Origin of the sequence: Pseudomonas orientalis, from assembly GCF_002934065.1 — a bacterium.
Taxonomy (GTDB): domain Bacteria; phylum Pseudomonadota; class Gammaproteobacteria; order Pseudomonadales; family Pseudomonadaceae; genus Aquipseudomonas; species Aquipseudomonas orientalis_A.
The window spans coordinates 673626-691211 of the sequence record NZ_CP018049.1 but is presented as its reverse complement, the minus strand read 5'-3'; the positions used below and the strand labels follow the sequence as shown (position 1 = coordinate 691211).

Genomic DNA, 17586 nt, shown 5'->3' with positions numbered 1-17586 from the left:
CCGACTCGGGGCTTGTAACCACACTAGTCCACTCACCGACAGGCTTTCCAGACAACAAACATCCCTTGGCGCGGCCCGGCAAAACGCTCCGGCCAGCAATAACGCGGCATGAACGCTGGGCCTCGTTGTTTCGTCGTGAAAAAAAGAAAAAACCCCGAACGACAACAGGAAAATCGGTGTGTCATTCGGAGCTTTCGGGCCGCCGCCAAGCTGTTTTCAGCAGGCGGGTTTATCGCCGTACCAGCGCGGGGTGTACACCCACTCCCCACCACCGGCACGCGCAAAGGTGCAGGTGGTGGACGAGCCGATCAGCACCATGGTGCGCATGTCCACCTGGTCCGGGGTGAGCTGCCCCAGCGTGGTGACGCGCAGCGTCTGGCCGGGGCGACCGATATCGCGGCCCAGCACCACCGGTGTTTCAGGGGTGCGGTGCTGCGCGACGATCTCCAGCGCACGCCCCAGTTGCCATGGTCGCGCACGGGAAATCGGGTTGTAGAACGCCAGGGCCAGGTCGGCCTGGGACGCGAGGTCCAGACGTTTTTCGATGATCGACCACGGTTTGAGGTTGTCCGACAGCGACATCACACAGAAGTCATGCCCCAAGGGCGCACCGGCCTGGGCGGCGGTGGCCAGGGAGGCAGAAACCCCGGGCAGGATTTCCAGGTCGACCTGGTGCCAGGCCGGGTCCGTGGAGTCATGCAATGCCTCGATCACCGCAGCGGCCATGGCGAACACACCCGGGTCGCCGGACGACACCACTACCACCGAGCGCCCTTGGGCGGCCAGTTCGAAAGCGTGGCGGGCGCGCTGCATTTCTTCGCGGTTGTCCGTGCAGTGCTGCACCTGATCCTCACGGAACGGCCCGGCCATGCGCACGTAGGTTTCGTAACCGAGTACATCGGTGCAGCGCGCCAACTCGGCCTTGACGGCCGGTACCATCAATTCAGCGGCACCGGGTCCCAGCCCGATCACGGCAAGGCGACCGCGTGGACGGCCGACCTGTGACACGTCCAAAGGCTGTTCGGCCACGCTGAGGGTGATGTCCGCCTGCGCTTCGACCTTGGCAAACCGCAGCGGTACGCCCAGTTCCAACGCGGCTTCATGCAGCGACGCTTCGGCCATCTGCAGGTCGCTGGCAAGCAGGCACGCCAGCGATTGCGCCGCAAGGCCTGCCTCATGCAAAGCCGTGCGCACACGTGCGGCCACGTGCGCGCCCGGCTTGCAGGTGGCGCACACCGTTTTCGGATAAATCACTAATTCGTTGGCGGCCGGCACGCGCTCGGCACTGCCCACATGAATCGCCAGGCGAGCGTGCGGATCCTCCGGCAGGTGGGCCTGCGCCAGCCAGGGCGCCGCGCCTTCAATGCGCACGCTTTCACCGGCGAGCAGGTCCGAGACAAAGCGCTTGCCCGACTCCAGGTCCGCCAACTCATAACCCTTGGGCGGGTTGAGCAGGCAGGTGCCAAAGCGCAACTCGCCACTGGTGGTGATCGCCGCTGCCGCGCCCAACGCGGCGGCAATGTCCCGTGCCATCACATTCACACCGCCCAGGCCTCCCAGCAGGGGCACCACGGCGCTGCCGTCTTCGGCAACGGCCAGCACGGCCGGCTCCTCACCTTTTTCGAGCAGCAGCGGCGCGAGGGTACGGATGACGATGCCGGCGGCGCACAGCGCAATCAGCGGTGTTCCCTGTTGGTAGAGCTGGCGCAGTGTGGCGCCGAATTCGCTGTAGACCTGGTCCGCGCCGTCGACCCGACCGGTCAGGCCATGGATCTGCGCCGCCGGGTAAAGCTGCTGGATCCTGCGCGCAGTCGCCAGGCTGCCCTGGCCCAGAATGACAATCGCCGGGCTCATCAACCTTGCCACCGTTCACCGGGCACGATGATCAAGGAAAAATACGGTGACGACATCGGCTCCACCTGGTCCAGCGGCACGATTTTCTGATTGGCCATGGTCGCACGCTCCACGTACAGCGCGCGCCCGGCCAGACCGAGTTCTTCCAGTACCTGACGCACCTTGTGGAAGTTGCGCCCCAACTTCATGATCACCGCCGCATCGGCGTCCGCCAGCCGGCGCTTGAGGTCGTCGTGCGGCAACACCCCCGACAGCACCGACAGGCTCTGGTTGCGATACACCAGCGGCGCACCCAATACCGAAGCGCCGCCCAGCATCGAACACACGCCCGGGATGACCTGCGCTTCATAGCGCTCGGCAAGGCGGTCATGCAGGTACATATAGGAGCCGTAGAAGAACGGGTCGCCTTCACAGATCACCGCCACATCGCGGCCCGCATCCAGGTGCGCCGCCACATCGACGCTGGCGGTGTCGTAGAAGTCGCTGATCACTTGCTCATAGGACAGCGGCGCCGGCAGCGCCTCGGTGGTCACCGGGTACACCAGGGGCATCAGGGTTTGTTGCGGCACCAGATGGTCCTCGATGATGCCGAACGCATTGCCCTTCTTGCCCTTGGCCACGAAGTACGCCACCACGGGCGACTCGCGCAGCAGGCGCAGGGCCTTGAGGGTGATCAGCTCCGGATCGCCGGGGCCTACGCCCAGGCCGATCAGACGTCCGCGTGGGTGCATTATTCGACCTCCGTGGCGAGCGCATTGACGGCGGCGGCGGCCATGGCACTGCCGCCCAGACGGCCCTGCATGATCACGAACGGCACGCCACGGCTGTCGGCGGCAAGCATCGCCTTGGATTCGGCGGCGCCGACAAAGCCCACCGGGAAGCCGAGGATCAACGCCGGTTTCGGCGCGCCGGCGTCGAGCATTTCCAGCAGGTAGAACAAGGCGGTCGGCGCGTTGCCGATCACCACCACGCTGCCTGCCAGGTGCGGGCGCCACAGCTCCAGGGCGGCAGCGGAACGGGTGTTGCCCAACTCCCGCGCCAGCTCAGGCACGCTGTCATCACGCAGGGTGCAGATCACCGCGTTATTGGCCGGCAGGCGCGCGCGGGTCACACCTTCGGAGACCATCCGCGCATCGCATAAAATCGGTGCGCCCGCCGCGAGCGCATCGCGCCCGGCCTTGCCCGCGCCTTCGGAGAATTGCAGGCCGTCGATCGCCTCGACCATGCCGCAGGCATGAATCACCCGCACCGCGAGTTTTTCCAGATCGGCCGGGATGCGGTCCAGGTTGGCTTCCGCGCGAATAATGGCGAAGGAGTTGCGATAGATCTCCTGACCGTCGCGGATGTAATCAATCATCGGTGTTGCTCCGTGGGCGAGCGCGTAACAGGGCGCCCGCCGCTTCAATGGAAAGAGTGCGCGCGTGCAGCCGGCCAAAACCTGGATGGGCGGCGTCGCGAAAATAGAGGTCGTAATGGCCGGGACTCACCGCCAGCAAGGTGACCGGCGCGGTGTGCGCGGCGGCGCAGGAGCGCGGGCAGCCGGACAGGTGCACCTCCACGCCGGGCTGCAGGGCGGCCAGTTGCACCGCGTCGGCCTTGGTATCGGCCAGGCCTTTGCCGCAACCGCTGGAACCGGTGCAGGCAATCATGCGTGCAAGGGGTTGCTCGATTGAACAGAGAAAGCCCAGTTGCCCCAAGCGGTCGGTGACGGCGCCAGGGCGTGCAATGTTGGGCAGCAGCACGCCTTGCCAGGGCGTGAGGCGCAACGTGCCATCGCCGTACTCGCAGGCCAACTGCGCGGCGCCCTGGAGCATCCGCGAATCCAGACGGCCCAGAGGCGCGACTGCCGCGACGTAGAACTGATTCTTCCGGGGCTGGGGATAACTTCCGATGTGCAGCAGCGCACCACTGGCCGGGCGTTTGAAGCCTTTCGCCGACAGCAGCGGTAGGCTCAGGCGGCTCAATAACTTATCCACAGCCAGATGACGCATGCGCGTTTGCTCGGGCGTCGCCAGGTCGAGAAAGGCCTCCAGCACCGCCACCACCAGCGCATGGCCCTGGTCCAGCGGCACGGCCGCCACGGGCGCATTCAGGCCGGGGCAGCCGGCCAGGCCGAACGCCAGCAGCGTTTGCCCCTCGCTCACAAACGCCGACAGCCACAGGTCATGGTGATGCTCGAGCATCGCCAGGGCTTCACCGCCGTCCAGCTGCACGGCGAACTTGGCCGACAACTGATGAAAACGCGGATGACTGTCCAACGTGGCAAGAATCTGCGCGGCCAGCGGGCGGGTGTCGAACAGCATCTGCGGATCGATGCCGGCGCTGGGGCTGAGCATCAGGTTGCGCACGTCATCACCGGCCGCGTTGCTCGGGCCGAGGCCCGCCGCCAGCAGCATTGCGATCAAGGCGTCCTGCGCGGCGCCGATCCCGCGAATCTGCAGGTTGGCGCGGTTGGTCGCCTCGATCACCCCGCCCGCATACGCCTGGGCAGCATTCGCCACTGCGTTGGCCTGGGCCGCGGTAATCGAACCACCGGCCAGTTTGACCCGACAGATACCGCCGTCCAACGCCTGGACAATACGCAGCAACCCCGGACAGGCCGAGGGGCGCAAGGTATTTACAGCGGGCGTTGGGTTCACGGGGCTACCGGTTGACGGGTAAAGGCGCGGTATTATGCCTGCTTTGTCCGGCGGCATGAAAAGCCTGCCCGTCGGATGTCGTTCAAGGAATTGCTATGTCGCCCTGGCTGACGGTTGTAGGCATCGGTGAAGACGGCTTCAAGGGCCTGGGCAGGAATGCCCGGCACGCCCTGTTGCGCGCTACGCGGATTATAGGCGGCCAACGCCAGTTGGACCTGTTGCCACTGTGTATTCGTGGCGAGCGTCAGCTGTGGCCGAGCCCTTTTTCCCTGGAGCCGGTGCTGGCAAAGCGCGGCGAACCGGTGTGCGTGCTGGCCAGCGGAGATCCGATGTTCTATGGCGTCGGTGCCAGTTTGGCACGCCAGATTGCGGCGGATGAGTTGCTGGTTCTACCGGCGCCGTCGTCGGTGTCCCTGGCGGCGGCGCGTTTGGGCTGGCCGTTGCAGGACGTGGTGACGGTGTCCGTGGTGGCTCGACCCTTCGCGGCAATCAACGCGCACCTGGCCAGCGGTGTGCGCTTGCTGGTGCTGAGCAATGATGGTGGCAGCCCTGCGTTGATTGCCGCGTTATTGACGCAGGCAGGGTTCGGGCCCAGCCGATTGACGGTGTTTGAACACTTGGGCGGCGCGAACGAGCGGCGCCTGGACGGCCTGGCCGCAGACTGGCATCACCTCGGCACTGCCGATCTGAACCTGGTCGCCATCGATTGCCTGGCCTCCAGCGACACGCCGCCCTTGTCGCGCCTGGCAGGCCTGCCGGACTCGGCGTTCCAGCACGACGGCCAACTGACCAAACGCGATGTGCGCGCCATGACCCTCGCCCGCCTCGCCCCGATGCCCGGCGAACTGCTGTGGGATGTGGGCGCGGGCAGCGGTTCCATCGGCATCGAATGGATGCGCACGCATCCCAGCTGCCGTGCCCTGGCGATCGAGCCCGACCCGGGCCGCCAAGGCCTGATCGAACACAATCGCGACGCCCTCGGCGTGCCAGGCCTGCACCTGATTCGCGGCAAAGCCCCGGACGCGTTGCACGGCCTGCCGGTACCCGACGCCATCTTCATCGGCGGCGGCGTCACCCGCGACGGCGTGCTCGACACCTGCTGGCAACACCTGCGCCCGGGCGGGCGCCTTGTCGCCAACGCCGTGACCCTGCAAAGCGAAATGACCTTGATGAACTGGCGCGCCGAGCACGGCGGCGAACTGACCCGCATCCATGTCGCCCAGGCGCAGCCACTGGGCGAGTTCGACACCTGGCGCCAGGCGTTGCCGATCACGCTGCTGGAAGTGATCAAGCCGCTATGAAAAGGATTCTGTTGCTGGGCGGCGTGACGGAAGCGCTGGCCATTGCCCGCACCCTGGGGCCGGAGCATATCTACAGTTTGGCCGGCGTGGGCCGCGTGCCGACCGACCTGACCTGCCAGGTGCGCGTCGGCGGTTATGGAGGCGCTGAAGGGTTGGCGCAGTTTGTTCGCGATGAACGCATCAGCCTGATCCTCGATGCCACCCATCCGTACGCAGCGCAGATCAGCCACAACGCAGCCCGGGCTGCACGGTTGTGCGCTGTGCCGTGCTGGGCATTGCGACGTCCGGCGTGGCAGCCGCAGGCCGGGGATGATTGGCGCGAAGTGTCTGACTGGGCTGAGCTGATCCAAGTGTTGAAGCCCTTCAAGCGCCCGCTGTTCACCTTGGGTCGCGAACCCTTGCAGCATCTCGATGAAATCCCCGCCGACCAGTTCTGGACATTGCGCGCGCTGGACGTGTACCCGGGCAACGAGCGCTGTGAAGTGATCGGCGCACGCGGGCCGTTTCTGATCGAGGATGAGCGGGCGTTATTCGAACGACGCCGGATTGATGTGCTGATCAGCAAGAACAGCGGCAGCACCGCCACCGAACCGAAGCTGGAAGTGGCGCGGGAATGTGGGGTGCCGGTGTTGGTGTTGAAGCGGCCGGTGTTGGCTCATGTAGACCGTGAACTCTTGTCGCCTGAAGAAACACTCATCGCGTTGGCAAATTTCATTCGATAAGTCAGGATCTCTCGCTTGCTTGATAAGTAACCTATTTGTTACCTTCAGGACGGCGAATGATCGAGATTGAAGAATACCGACGTGACAACCTGTCCAGCCCGTTCGATGAGTGGTTTTCATCCTTGAGTGTGCCGGCGGCAACCAGAGTTACGACCGCTCTGGTTCGACTTGAAATGGGCAACACCAGCAACATCAAGTGGTGCGACGGGTTCGGTGAATACCGCATCGATTGGGGGCCAGGCCTGCGAATCTATCTGATACAGGAAGGCCTACGATTAATCATCCTGTTCGGTGGCGGGGACAAGTCCAGTCAAAAGCGCGATATCAAAGTCGTTAAGTCGCTGATCAATGAGCATCAGCGTGACAAGAAATTGAAACAAAAGAGGTAACCAGCATGGCGTTAACCCGTAGCTACAAGCACACCATCGCTGAACGTGCCCAGCGCGACCCTGCATTTGCCCAAGCTCTTCTCGACGAGGCCGCTACGCTGTTTCTCAACGGTGAGCCGGAAGTTTCCCGCGTGATTCTGCGTGATTTGGTCAACGCCACGGTGGGTTTTGAAGGACTTGCGAAAGAAACTGCCAAACCGAGTAAAAGCCTGCACCGAATGCTCTCAGCCAGCGGTAATCCAAGCATGGATAACCTCGCCGCGATTTTTGCAGTGATCAGAAAAGCCTTAGGTGTCGACATGCAGGTGCACGGAGTTCCCGCTGCATAATTGGTACAACAACCAGCATCAGCGGTGCTACAGGCAATGTGGGAGGGGGCTTGCCCCCGATAGCGGTGCGTCAGTCACTGATTTTCTGGCTGATCCTCCGCACTCGGGAGCAAGCCCCCTCCCACAGTTGACCTGCGCAGCCTTGAAGTTCGGCACCCACTCAATTCCCCGTCTATCCTCAAACCCGACACTGCGACACCAAACCACACCACGCGTTTTTACTTATCCCCCCCGATCAGGCTAAATACCCGCCTGATCGTTTAACCCTACGGATTATCCGCCATGGCCCGTCAACGCTTTGCAATTGCCTGGATCGCCTGCCTTGCAGTGCTGTTCAATGCGTTTGCCATGCCGCTGGCCAGTGCGATGCAGCAGACCGATGATCCGGTCAAGCGCCTGCTGTTGGGTGGGTTCTGTTCGTCCAATGGCGCCAGCCTGCAGGCCATTGCCTTGGGCCAGCTGGAAATCCCGACAGCGCCGGACGATCACTCCGCCATGCAGCATTGCTGGTGTTGCTCGGGCTCGGCGCCGTGGGTGGCGTTGCCGGGGCATGCGCCGCAGTTGTATGTGACGCGCCAGCAAGCGCTGCAGAGCCTGCCGCCGCGCGTGTTGCGCAATCCCGCCCCGCGCCGGCAATGGCCGAGCCTCAATCCCCGCGCCTCTCCAACGGTCTGATCTTCTTCGCAAGTGAACTGCGTTTAGAACCGTTCCGGAGAACTGCCATGCTCAAATCTTCCCTGCTTCTGGCGGCGTTGCTGCTGCCGGTGTTCAGTGCTGCCAATGCCGAGGACTACAAGGCCGGTGACCTGTTGGTCAGCGACCCCTGGTCCCAGGAGTTGCCACCGAATGCGCCCACGGTCGCGGCGTACTTTGTTATTCATAACACCGGGACTGCCCCGGATCGCCTGCTTGGCGTTGAAACCAGCGTGGCCGAAAAAGCCGAGCTGCACGAGCATGTGATGCAGGGCGACCTGATGAAGATGCAGCAAGTGCCCAGCGTTGCCGTACCGGCCAAGGGCGAGCTGACGTTCGCGCCGATGGCCTATCACGTGATGCTGCTGGGCCTCAAGGACCGCAGCCTGTTGGCCGATGGCAAGCAATTCCCACTGACCCTGACGTTTGAAAAAGCCGGCAAGGTCGAGGTGAACGTATCGGTTCAGAAGTCGCCGCCGATGACCGCTCACGAGCATAAGCACGCCCAGTAGGACTCCCCCGATGGGCGCTCGCAGCGCCAGGTTGTCTCCACGCCGCCGCTTGATGCGCGGCAGTTGGGTCAGCCTGTTCGCCATGTTGATGATCTTTATCGGTCCGCTGATTTCCCAGGCGATGCCGATGGATCATCACGCCGGTATGTCCATGGACATGCCCGCGTGCCACGGCGAGCCCAAGCCGAGCAAAGCCCCCGACGAACATCATGTCCTCTGGGAAAAATGCGGCTATTGCAGCCTGCTGTTCAGTTGCCCGGCCCTGCCCGGCAGCGTCTCCTACATCACCCTCGGCACCCCGCCGCCCGCCAACGCGCTCATTCCCACCCCGCGCCTGGGTCATGCCCGGCAGAGCATCTTCCCCGGCGCGCGCAGTCGTGCGCCGCCCATCGCGTCGTAAGCCCTTCACCGCGCTACTTCACCCCGGCCGACTTCAAACAGACAGCCGCAGGCTGCTGGCCGTGTTGTTTACGACTGATTGATGGAATTTTTCATGTCCAGGTTTTCTGCTGACACCCGATTGGGCGCTGCCCCGGTTTTCGCCGTTCTGTGCGGCGCGCTGCTTGCGCCACACGCCCATGCTGACGAACACGAGCTGAGCCCCACGGTCGTCACCGCGATCGCCCCCAGCTCGCCGCTCACCGTTGTCACCCAACCCAAGGATCCACGCCAGCCGGTGCCCGCCAGCGATGGCGGCGATTACCTCAAGACCATCCCAGGCTTCGCCCTGGTGCGCAACGGCGGCACCAACGGTGACCCGGTATTGCGCGGCATGTTCGGTTCGCGCCTGAATATCCTTACCAACGGCGGCAGGCTGCTCGGCGCCTGCCCGGGCCGCATGGATGCGCCCACCTCGTATATCTCGCCGGAAACCTACGACAAGCTCACCGTGATCAAAGGCCCGCAAACCGTGCTCTGGGGCCCCGGCGCGTCAGCCGGTACGATCCTGTTCGAGCGCGAGCCCGAGCAGTTCGGCGAGCTGGGTACCCGGGTCAATGCCAGTGTGCTGGCCGGCTCCAACGGGCGTTTCGACAAGGTCATCGATGCCGCTGCCGGAGGGCCGTTGGGCTATGTGCGGGTGATCGGCAACCAGGCCCATGCCGACGACTACAAGGACGGCAACAACGACCGCGTGGCCTCGCGTTATGACAAGTGGAATGGCGACGTGGCCGTCGGTTTCACCCCCGACGCCGATACCCTGCTGGAACTCACCGCCGGCCGTGGCGATGGCGAAGCGCGCTATGCCGGGCGCGGCATGGACGGCTCGCAGTTCCTGCGCGAAAGCCTCGGCCTGCGCATGGAAAAATCCAACATCGGCGAGGTGCTGGACAAGGTCGAGGCCCAGGTCTACTACAACTACGCCGACCACGTCATGGACAACTACAGCCTGCGCGTCCCCTCGGGCACCGGCATGATGGCCGGGCCCATGGCCTCCAACGTCGACCGGCGCACCCTCGGTGGGCGGATCAAGGCGACCTGGCGCTGGGCCGATGTGCAACTGATCGGCGGCCTGGACGCACAGACCAACGAACACCGCGCGCGCAGCAGCATGGGCATCGACACCTACAAGGACCTGCCGCGCAGCAAGGACGCCGACTTTCACAACTACGGCGTGTTCGGTGAACTGACCTGGTACGCCGCCGACACTGACCGCCTGATCACCGGCGCCCGCCTGGACCGCGCCTCGGCCAGGGATTTTCGCCAACGCACCGGCTCGGCAATGATGAGCCGCGCCAACCCCACCGCCGACGCCACCCGCGCAGACACCTTGCCCTCGGGCTTCGTGCGCTTTGAGCATGATCTTGCGGACACGCCCACTACCGTTTATGCGGGTCTGGGTCACGCTGAACGCTTCCCGGACTACTGGGAACTGTTCTCCCCCAACACCGGCGCGGCCGGCTCGGTGAATGCCTTCGACGGCGTTAAGCCGGAGAAGACCACCCAGCTGGATGTTGGCGCGCAATACAAAACCGCCAACCTTGACGCCTGGGCCTCGGCTTATGTCGGCCAGGTGCGCGACTTCATCCTGTTCGACTACCGGCCCGGGATGATGGGCACCACCTCCCAGGCGCGCAATGTCGACGCACGCATCATGGGCGGTGAACTGGGCGCGGCGTACAAGCTGACCACTCACTGGAAAGCCGATGCCAGCCTGGCCTACGCCTGGGGCAAGAACAGCAGCGACGGCAACGCCCTGCCGCAGATGCCGCCGCTGGATGCGCGCCTGGGCCTGACCTACAGCCAGGACGATTGGAGTGCCGGCGCGTTGTGGCGGGTGGTCGCGGCGCAGAACCGCATCGACCCGAACAAGGGCAACGTGGTCGGCAAGGACTACGACACAAGCGGCGGTTTTGGCGTGTTCTCGCTCAACGCCGCGTACCGCATCAATAAGCACTTCAAGGTTAGCAGCGGGGTCGACAACCTGTTTGGCAAGGCATACGCCGAGCATTTGAACCTGGCGGGGAATGCCGGGTTCGGTTACCTGGCAAGCGACCCGCAGGCCATCAAGGAACCGGGGCGTACGCTCTGGACCAAGGTGGATATGAGCTTCTAACAGCATCGGGGGCAAGCCCCCTCCCACACTTGACCGGGTTCCCAAATCCAACTATGTGAACCCAATCCAATGTGGGAGGGGGCTTGCCCCCGATAGCGGTGTAACTGACACAAAAAATCAAAAGCCTTGCGGAGCCCTGATGAGCACTCAACAAAAAGTTTCCTTCTACAACCTGGCCTGGCGCTGGCACTTCTACGCCGGCCTCTTCGTCGCCCCCTTCATGGTGCTGCTGGCCCTGACCGGCATCATCTACCTGTTCAAACCCCAGCTCGACCCATTGCTGTACGGCCACCTGCTCAGCGTTCCCGCCGCCGAACACGCGCTGAGCGCCGACGAGCAGGTGCAACGCGCCAGAGCCGCCTACCCCCAGGCTGCGATCAGCAAGTACCTGCCGCCCGCCGATGCCACCAGCAGCGCACAGTTTGTGATGCATAACCAGGGCCGCGAAATCAGCGTATTCGTCGACCCGTATCGCGGCACCGTCCTGGGTGAGCAGGACGCCAAATACAACCTGCAAGCCATCGCCCGCGCCCTGCACGGCGAGTTGATGATCGGCACCACCGGTGATCGCCTGATAGAGCTCGCCGCCGGCTGGGGCGTAATGCTGGTGGTGTCCGGCCTGTACCTGTGGTGGCCGCGCGGCAAGTCATCGGCCGGCGTATTGTGGCCCCGACTCAACCGCCGTGGCCGCGTGTTCTGGCGCGACCTGCACGCCGTCGCCGGTTTCTGGGGCGCAGCGTTTTTGCTGGTGATGCTGCTCAGCGGCATGACCTGGACGGGCTTCTGGGGCAAGCAATACGCCGCGCTGTGGAACACTTTTCCGGCGGCGATGTGGAACAACGTGCCGCAGTCCGACCAGCAGGCACGCGTGCTCAACACGGCCACCCAACAGACCGTGCCCTGGGCCCTGGAAAACACGCCGATGCCGATGTCCGGCGACCACGCCGAACACATGAACCACGGCGCCATGCATGCAGGCCCCGCCACGCCGACCGTGCGCCTGCAACAGGTGGTCGACCTGGCCAATGCGCGCAGGGTCGAGCCCGGCTACAGCATCACCTTCCCCACCACCGCCACGGGGGTATTCACCGTCGCGGTGTTCGCCAACGACCCGCGCAATGACGCCACCCTGCATGTGGACCAGTACACCGGCAAGGTCCTGGCCGATGTGCGTTGGGCGCATTACAACCTGGTCGCACGCGCCACCGAGACCGGCGTGATGTTGCACGAAGGCAAGATGTTCGGCTGGATCAACCAACTGATCGTGCTGGTGATCTGCCTGATGATTCTGCTCAGTGCGGTGAGTGGCGTGGTGATCTGGTGGAAGCGTCGGCCACAGGGCGGGCTGGGTGTGCCGCCGCTGCGTCATGACGTGCCGAAGTGGAAAACCGCGATGGTGATCATGCTCGCGCTGGCGATCATTTTCCCGTTGGTGGGCACATCGTTGATTCTGGTGTGGGCGCTGGATCGCCTGGTGCTGTCACGCTTTTTTGCCCAAGGTGAATCTGCCTCAGGTTAAGCATGAAACAGGCGAGATGCCCGACGCTGCGGGCTTGTGTAGCCTTGCGCGACTGTTGTCGCGCAGCCAATAAGTGTTAACTTATAACACTTTCTGCGTTATCGTTGCTCGCCGCGCCCTGCGGCGAGCCCCCCTTCAAGAAGCGATTGAATCGACCGATGAACAACTCTCTAGCGTGCGGCCTGTGCCTGCTCGCCCTGCATACCAACGCCCAGGCCATGACCCTGCCCGAGAGCGCCATCACGGCACCGGCAGTCGATAACGAACGTGTCGAGCTCAATACGCCGACTACCGCCGGTTCGCGCCTGAACCTGACGGCGCTGCAAACTCCCGGCAGCGTAGAAAGCCAGACCGGCGCGCAGATCCGAGCACGTGGCGACGCCAGCGTGCAGGACGCCATCTCCCGCGCCACCGGCATCACCCGCACCGGCACCCCGGGCGACGGTGGCACCTCGCTGCAGGCCCGTGGCTTTACCGGCCAAAGCTCGGTGATGCAACTGTACGACGGTAACCGCATGTACACCGGCATGGGCACCTCGACCTTCCCGGTGGACACCTGGGCAGTGGAACGGGTGGACGTGCTGCGTGGCCCGGCCTCGGTGCTGTACGGCGAAGGCGCTACCGGCGCGGTGGTCAATACGGTCCCGAAAAAGCCTTTCACGGGCGCGATCGAAAACCGCATCCGCCTCGGCTACGGTTCCTACGACCGCCAGCAACAAGCCCTGGACAGTGGCGGCTCACTGACCGATACCCTGAGCTACCGCCTGAACCTCAACCGCCTGCGCAGCAACGGTTTCATCGACCGTGGCGACGCCAGCAGCGACTTCATCAGCGGCGCCCTGCGCTGGCAGGCGGCCGACAACCTGAGCTTCACCCTGGCCAGTGACTACGGCGACCAGCGCCCACAAAACTACTTCGGCACGCCCCTGATCAACGGCCAGTTGCACAAGGGCCTGCGCGACAAGAACTACAACGTCAGCAACGACACCCAGCACTACAACGACCAGTGGACACGCCTGACCAGCGAGTGGCAACCGAGCGATAACGTCAGCGCCACCAACGAGCTGTACTACCTGAAAAACCAGCGTCGCTGGCAGAACGCCGAGAACTACAACTTCACCAACGGCCAACTGACCCGCAGCGGCAACTTCGGGATCAAGCACGATCAGGAACAGGTGGGCGACCGCCAGACCTTCACCTTCAAGCACACCCTGTTCGGCCTCGACAGCCAGACCGTGGCAGGCGTGGAATACAACCGCATCCGCTTCCGCCTGGCGAGCAACACGCCGTTTAATGACGTGGCGCAAACCGGCCAACCCGTCGACCTGTATCACCCGGCGCCTGCGCCATTTGCCAGCCAGGACCCGTTCAAACCGGTGTTCGCCACCACCACCAGGACGGTGGCCGGCTTCGCGGAAAACCGCCTGCAACTCACGGATAAACTCGCGCTGGTCACCGGCGTCCGCCGCGACTACGCGCACATCGACCGCGACGATCTGCGCACCGGTGGCCAATCCGACAAAACCCTCACCGGCAATAACTGGAAAGCCGGCCTGGTCTACGCGATCACCCCGCAGACTTCGGTCTACGGCCAGTACGCCACCAGCACCGACGGCGTCGGCGGGTTGATTTCCCTGAGCCCGAGCCAGCAGCAGTTCGACCTGTCCAGCGCCAGGCAGACCGAGGTCGGTATCAAGCAAGCATTCTGGGACGCACGGGGTGAATGGACCCTGGCGGCCTACCACATCGTCAAGGATAAGCTGCTGACGGACGTGCCGGGCGTCCCGGGGTTCAAACAGCAAGTCGGCCAACAATCTTCCAACGGCCTGGAGGCCAGCCTCGACCTGCAACTGCCTCACGCCTGGCAGTTGCAAGCCAACGCCGCCATCGTGCGAGCGCAGTACGACAACTTCAAACAGGACGTCGGCGGCGTGCAGGTGTCGCGCGACGGCAACCGCCCAGTGGACGTGCCGCGCCGCACCGCCAACCTGTGGCTGAGCAAGGCCGTGACCGACAACGTGCGTGCCGGTGCCGGTGTGCGTTATGTCGATGCACGGTATGCCGACATGGCCAACCAGAACGAGTTGCCGAGCTACACCGTGGTCGATGCAACGCTGTCGTGGAACGCCATGCGCAACACCACACTGGGCCTGCAACTCAACAACCTGTTCGATCGCACTTACGCAGTCAGCCAGTACAACGATGGGCAGCAGTGGATTCTGGGTGTACCTCGTTCCATGTTCATTACTGCCGACTATACCTTTTAATGACCTCGCTCACCCTCACCGACCTGGCCTGGACTCCACCCGGCCACGACCACTGCCTTCACCGGTTCCAACTGCGTGACGCCGGCCTGCAGGTCGCTGCCGGGGAGTTTGTCGGCCTGATCGGGCCTAACGGCAGCGGCAAGACCAGCCTGTTGCGTTGCGCCTATCGATTCACCCGGCCGGAGCGCGGCGAGGTAATGCTTGAGCACCAGAACGTCTGGAAGCAAAGCGCCAAGTGGTGTGCGCGACGCATCGCGGTGGTGCTGCAGGAATTCCCCGACGCGTTCGGCTTGCGCGTGGATGAAGTGGTCGCCATGGGCCGCACGCCCCACAAGGGTTTGTTCGACAGCGACACCCAGCACGACCAGCAACTGATCCGCAACGCACTGCAGTCGGTGGGGATGCAGGGTTTCGCAGACCATGCGTTCGCCACCCTCTCGGGCGGTGAAAAGCAGCGCGTCATCCTGGCTCGCGCCCTGGCCCAGCAACCGCAACTGCTGATCCTCGATGAGCCGACCAACCACCTCGACCCGCGCTATCAGCTGGAGCTGTTAAGGCTGGTCAAGCAGTTGAACATCGGCACCCTGGCGAGCATCCACGACCTGAACCTGGCCGCCGCGTTCTGTGATCGCCTGTACGTGATCCATCATGGGCGCATCGTCGCCAGCGGTACGCCCCATGAAGTGCTGACCGCCGCGTTGCTGCGCGACGTGTTTGGCGTCCAAGCCCTGATCGACACCCATCCCTTGTCCGGCTACCCCCGAATCACCTGGATAACCCAACCATGATCCTGCGCGCCCTGCTGTCTCTCGCCCTGATGTTCGCCACTGCCCAAGCGCTCGCCGAAGCCACCCACTACCCGCTGACCATCAAGAGCTGCAACCGCGACGTGACCTTCCAGCAAGCCCCGCAACACGCGGTCAGCCACGACATCAACATGACCCAGATGATGCTCGCCCTGGGCCTCAAGCCACACATGGCCGGCTACAGCGGCGTGACGGGCTGGAAGTCAGTGCCGCCGGACATGGCCGCGATCCTCGACGGCCTGCCGGAGCTGGCGAGCAAGTACCCATCAGTGGAAACCTTGCTCAATGCCAACGTGGATTTCTTCTTCGCCGGTTGGGACTACGGCATGCGCGTGGGCGGCGACCTCACGCCGCACACCCTGCAACCCTTGGGTATCAACGTGTATGAGCTGACCGAGTCGTGTGCGTTCGTGATGAAGCGCCCCGCTGCCACACTCGAAGACACCTATAACGACCTGCGCAACCTGGGCAAGATCTTCGACGTACAAGACCGTGCCAACGCGCTGATCGCCCAGATGCAGGCGCAGGTGGCCGAGGTACAAAAAGACCTGCCCGCCGACAAGCCACGGGTGTTTCTTTACGACAGCGGCGAAGACCGCGCCATGACGTCAGGACGCCTGGGCATGCCACACGCGTTAATCGACGCCGCTGGCGGGCGCAATATCCTCGACGAAGTCGACGCCAGCTGGACCCGGGTCAACTGGGAAACCGTGGTGGAGCGCAACCCGCAGGTGATCGTGATCGTCGACTACAGCGAAATCACGGCCAAGCAGAAAGAGCAATTCCTGCTGGATAACCCGGCCCTGCAATCGGTGGACGCCATCAGGAACCGGCGCTTTATCGTGATCCCGTACGTGCAGGCCACGCCGGGTATCGACAACGTGCTGGCGGTGCAAGCCCTGGCCAAGGGGTTCCACGGCGAATGATCGACCGTCGCTACGCCTTGCTGCTGAGTGCCCTGGGCGCGTTTTTGCTGATCTCTTGCGTGATCTCGCTGGGGTTCGGCTCGGCGCGGGTACCCGTGGACGTGGTGTGGCGGATCCTGCTGCACAAGACGTGCGGCATCGGTGAAGTGAATTGGAGCGCGGGCCAGGAACATATCGTCTGGCTGATCCGCGTGCCGCGCATGCTGCTCGGCGCCTTGGTGGGCGCCGGGCTGGCGTTGATCGGCGCGGTGTTGCAGGCCGTGACGCGTAACCCGCTGGCCGATCCACATTTGCTCGGCGTGACCTCCGGCGCCACCCTCGGCGCGGTGATCGTGGTGCTGCATGTGGGCGAAGTCATCGGCCTGCTGACCCTGCCCATTGCGGCCTTCATCGGCGCGCTGCTGAGCATGCTGGTGGTGCTGGCCGTGGCCAGTCGCAATGGCCGCCTGGAAAGTGATCGCCTGCTGCTGTGCGGCGTGGCGGTGTCATTCGTGATGATGGCAGTGGCCAACCTGCTGCTGTTCATGGGCGACCACCGCGCCGCCTCAGCAGTGATGTTCTGGATGCTCGGCGGCCTGGGCCTGGCGCGCTGGGAACTGCTGGCGATTCCCGCCGCCACGGTGGTGCTTGGGTTGGCCCTGCTATCGGGCATGGCGCGCCCGCTCAATGCCCTGATGGCCGGCGAACAGACCGCCGTGACCCTGGGCCTGAACGCACGCAACGTGCGGCTCAAGGTGTTTTTGATCGCGTCGCTGATGACCGGCGTGCTGGTGTCGATCAGCGGCTCCATCGGCTTTGTCGGCCTGATGGTGCCGCACATCGCCCGGCGTCTGGTAGGCGCCGAGCACCGGCGCTTGCTGCCGGTGTGCGTACTGCTGGGCAGTGTGTTCCTGGTATGGGTCGACGTCGCGGCACGCACGCTGATCGCCCCTGAAGACCTGCCGATTGGCGTGGCGACGGCAGCGATTGGCGGGCTGTTTTTTATCGGCTTGATGCGCAGGCGCTGAGCGCGCCCCGTTGTAGCGCACCGCCACGCACCGACACTTGCGCCTGCCATTTCCTGGTGCGTCACGCC

17 protein-coding genes are annotated in these 17586 nt (G+C 64.1%); 13 read left to right on the top strand and 4 right to left on the bottom strand.

Annotated features, from left to right (window positions below):
- Positions 1 to 216: 216 nt before the first annotated feature.
- Genes cobJ through cobG form a run of 4 tightly spaced genes read right to left on the bottom strand, consistent with a single transcriptional unit; the run spans position 217 to position 4550 of the window.
- Positions 217 to 1854, bottom strand: coding sequence for a precorrin-3B C(17)-methyltransferase (gene cobJ / locus BOP93_RS02960; protein WP_104501493.1), 1638 nt, complete (start codon positions 1852 to 1854; stop codon positions 217 to 219).
- Positions 1854 to 2585 carry a precorrin-2 C(20)-methyltransferase gene (locus tag BOP93_RS02955; RefSeq protein WP_065883437.1) on the bottom strand — a complete coding sequence of 244 codons (732 nt, stop codon included), beginning with the start codon at positions 2583 to 2585 and terminating at the stop codon, positions 1854 to 1856. Before BOP93_RS02955 ends, cobJ begins: the two co-directional genes overlap by 1 nt.
- Positions 2585 to 3211, bottom strand: a complete 627-nt coding sequence (locus BOP93_RS02950; RefSeq protein ID WP_065894588.1) for a precorrin-8X methylmutase — start codon at positions 3209 to 3211, stop codon at positions 2585 to 2587. The genes BOP93_RS02955 and BOP93_RS02950 overlap by 1 nt, the downstream gene beginning before the upstream one ends.
- Positions 3204 to 4550: a precorrin-3B synthase gene (gene cobG, locus BOP93_RS02945; protein WP_104501492.1), complete on the bottom strand. Its 1347-nt coding sequence runs from the start codon at positions 4548 to 4550 to the stop codon at positions 3204 to 3206. The genes BOP93_RS02950 and cobG overlap by 8 nt, the downstream gene beginning before the upstream one ends.
- 38 nt (positions 4551 to 4588) lie before the next feature.
- On the opposite strand from cobG, the gene cbiE reads away from it, so the two are divergent.
- The 13 genes from cbiE (at position 4589) to BOP93_RS02880 (ending at position 17518) form a co-directional block, all read left to right on the top strand.
- Positions 4589 to 5794: a precorrin-6y C5,15-methyltransferase (decarboxylating) subunit CbiE gene (cbiE, locus tag BOP93_RS02940; RefSeq protein WP_104501491.1), complete on the top strand. Its 1206-nt coding sequence runs from the start codon at positions 4589 to 4591 to the stop codon at positions 5792 to 5794.
- Positions 5791 to 6516, top strand: a complete 726-nt coding sequence (locus tag BOP93_RS02935; protein ID WP_104501490.1) for a cobalt-precorrin-6A reductase — start codon at positions 5791 to 5793, stop codon at positions 6514 to 6516. The genes cbiE and BOP93_RS02935 overlap by 4 nt, the downstream gene beginning before the upstream one ends.
- A gap of 56 nt (positions 6517 to 6572) precedes the next feature.
- On the top strand, positions 6573 to 6905 hold the full coding sequence (locus tag BOP93_RS02930; RefSeq protein WP_065894581.1) for a type II toxin-antitoxin system RelE/ParE family toxin: 333 nt from the start codon (positions 6573 to 6575) through the stop codon (positions 6903 to 6905).
- Between the two features lie 5 nt (positions 6906 to 6910).
- Positions 6911 to 7234: a DNA-binding protein gene (locus BOP93_RS02925; RefSeq protein ID WP_065883425.1), complete on the top strand. Its 324-nt coding sequence runs from the start codon at positions 6911 to 6913 to the stop codon at positions 7232 to 7234.
- A gap of 282 nt (positions 7235 to 7516) precedes the next feature.
- Positions 7517 to 7909 (top strand): DUF2946 domain-containing protein, encoded by a 393-nt coding sequence (locus tag BOP93_RS02920; RefSeq protein ID WP_065895731.1) that lies wholly within the window; start codon positions 7517 to 7519, stop codon positions 7907 to 7909.
- Positions 7910 to 7956: 47 nt separating this feature from the next.
- A complete protein-coding gene (locus BOP93_RS02915; RefSeq protein ID WP_065895732.1) occupies positions 7957 to 8439 on the top strand; it encodes a copper chaperone PCu(A)C in 483 nt (160 codons plus the stop codon).
- Positions 8440 to 8449: 10 nt separating this feature from the next.
- Positions 8450 to 8839: a DUF2946 domain-containing protein gene (locus tag BOP93_RS02910; protein ID WP_065894574.1), complete on the top strand. Its 390-nt coding sequence runs from the start codon at positions 8450 to 8452 to the stop codon at positions 8837 to 8839.
- A 93-nt stretch (positions 8840 to 8932) separates the two neighbouring features.
- A complete protein-coding gene (locus BOP93_RS02905) occupies positions 8933 to 10993 on the top strand; it encodes a TonB-dependent copper receptor (protein WP_104501489.1) in 2061 nt (686 codons plus the stop codon).
- Between the two features lie 139 nt (positions 10994 to 11132).
- Positions 11133 to 12512: a PepSY-associated TM helix domain-containing protein gene (locus tag BOP93_RS02900; protein WP_104501488.1), complete on the top strand. Its 1380-nt coding sequence runs from the start codon at positions 11133 to 11135 to the stop codon at positions 12510 to 12512.
- 158 nt (positions 12513 to 12670) lie between these two features.
- Complete coding sequence (locus BOP93_RS02895) at positions 12671 to 14779, top strand: TonB-dependent receptor (RefSeq protein ID WP_104501487.1); 2109 nt, start codon at positions 12671 to 12673, stop codon at positions 14777 to 14779.
- On the top strand, positions 14779 to 15567 hold the full coding sequence (locus BOP93_RS02890) for an ABC transporter ATP-binding protein (RefSeq protein ID WP_065894568.1): 789 nt from the start codon (positions 14779 to 14781) through the stop codon (positions 15565 to 15567). Before BOP93_RS02895 ends, BOP93_RS02890 begins: the two co-directional genes overlap by 1 nt.
- Positions 15564 to 16511 (top strand): ABC transporter substrate-binding protein, encoded by a 948-nt coding sequence (locus BOP93_RS02885; RefSeq protein WP_104501486.1) that lies wholly within the window; start codon positions 15564 to 15566, stop codon positions 16509 to 16511. The genes BOP93_RS02890 and BOP93_RS02885 overlap by 4 nt, the downstream gene beginning before the upstream one ends.
- Complete coding sequence (locus BOP93_RS02880; RefSeq protein WP_104501485.1) at positions 16508 to 17518, top strand: FecCD family ABC transporter permease; 1011 nt, start codon at positions 16508 to 16510, stop codon at positions 17516 to 17518. Before BOP93_RS02885 ends, BOP93_RS02880 begins: the two co-directional genes overlap by 4 nt.
- Positions 17519 to 17586: the final 68 nt, after the last annotated feature.

What these genes read in the sequence shown, in the direction of transcription:
- BOP93_RS02885 (WP_104501486.1), top strand. Translation starts at nt 15,564, where the DNA reads ATGATCCTGCGCGCCCTGCTGTCTCTCGCCCTGATGTTCGCCACTGCC.
- cobJ (WP_104501493.1), bottom strand. Translation starts at nt 1,854, where the DNA reads ATGAGCCCGGCGATTGTCATTCTGGGCCAGGGCAGCCTGGCGACTGCG.
- cobG (WP_104501492.1), bottom strand. Translation starts at nt 4,550, where the DNA reads ATGCCGCCGGACAAAGCAGGCATAATACCGCGCCTTTACCCGTCAACC.
- BOP93_RS02950 (WP_065894588.1), bottom strand. Translation starts at nt 3,211, where the DNA reads ATGATTGATTACATCCGCGACGGTCAGGAGATCTATCGCAACTCCTTC.
- BOP93_RS02910 (WP_065894574.1), top strand. Translation starts at nt 8,450, where the DNA reads ATGGGCGCTCGCAGCGCCAGGTTGTCTCCACGCCGCCGCTTGATGCGC.
- BOP93_RS02900 (WP_104501488.1), top strand. Translation starts at nt 11,133, where the DNA reads ATGAGCACTCAACAAAAAGTTTCCTTCTACAACCTGGCCTGGCGCTGG.
- BOP93_RS02920 (WP_065895731.1), top strand. Translation starts at nt 7,517, where the DNA reads ATGGCCCGTCAACGCTTTGCAATTGCCTGGATCGCCTGCCTTGCAGTG.
- BOP93_RS02930 (WP_065894581.1), top strand. Translation starts at nt 6,573, where the DNA reads ATGATCGAGATTGAAGAATACCGACGTGACAACCTGTCCAGCCCGTTC.
- BOP93_RS02895 (WP_104501487.1), top strand. Translation starts at nt 12,671, where the DNA reads ATGAACAACTCTCTAGCGTGCGGCCTGTGCCTGCTCGCCCTGCATACC.
- BOP93_RS02890 (WP_065894568.1), top strand. Translation starts at nt 14,779, where the DNA reads ATGACCTCGCTCACCCTCACCGACCTGGCCTGGACTCCACCCGGCCAC.
- BOP93_RS02905 (WP_104501489.1), top strand. Translation starts at nt 8,933, where the DNA reads ATGTCCAGGTTTTCTGCTGACACCCGATTGGGCGCTGCCCCGGTTTTC.
- cbiE (WP_104501491.1), top strand. Translation starts at nt 4,589, where the DNA reads ATGTCGCCCTGGCTGACGGTTGTAGGCATCGGTGAAGACGGCTTCAAG.
- BOP93_RS02935 (WP_104501490.1), top strand. Translation starts at nt 5,791, where the DNA reads ATGAAAAGGATTCTGTTGCTGGGCGGCGTGACGGAAGCGCTGGCCATT.
- BOP93_RS02955 (WP_065883437.1), bottom strand. Translation starts at nt 2,585, where the DNA reads ATGCACCCACGCGGACGTCTGATCGGCCTGGGCGTAGGCCCCGGCGAT.
- BOP93_RS02880 (WP_104501485.1), top strand. Translation starts at nt 16,508, where the DNA reads ATGATCGACCGTCGCTACGCCTTGCTGCTGAGTGCCCTGGGCGCGTTT.
- BOP93_RS02925 (WP_065883425.1), top strand. Translation starts at nt 6,911, where the DNA reads ATGGCGTTAACCCGTAGCTACAAGCACACCATCGCTGAACGTGCCCAG.
- BOP93_RS02915 (WP_065895732.1), top strand. Translation starts at nt 7,957, where the DNA reads ATGCTCAAATCTTCCCTGCTTCTGGCGGCGTTGCTGCTGCCGGTGTTC.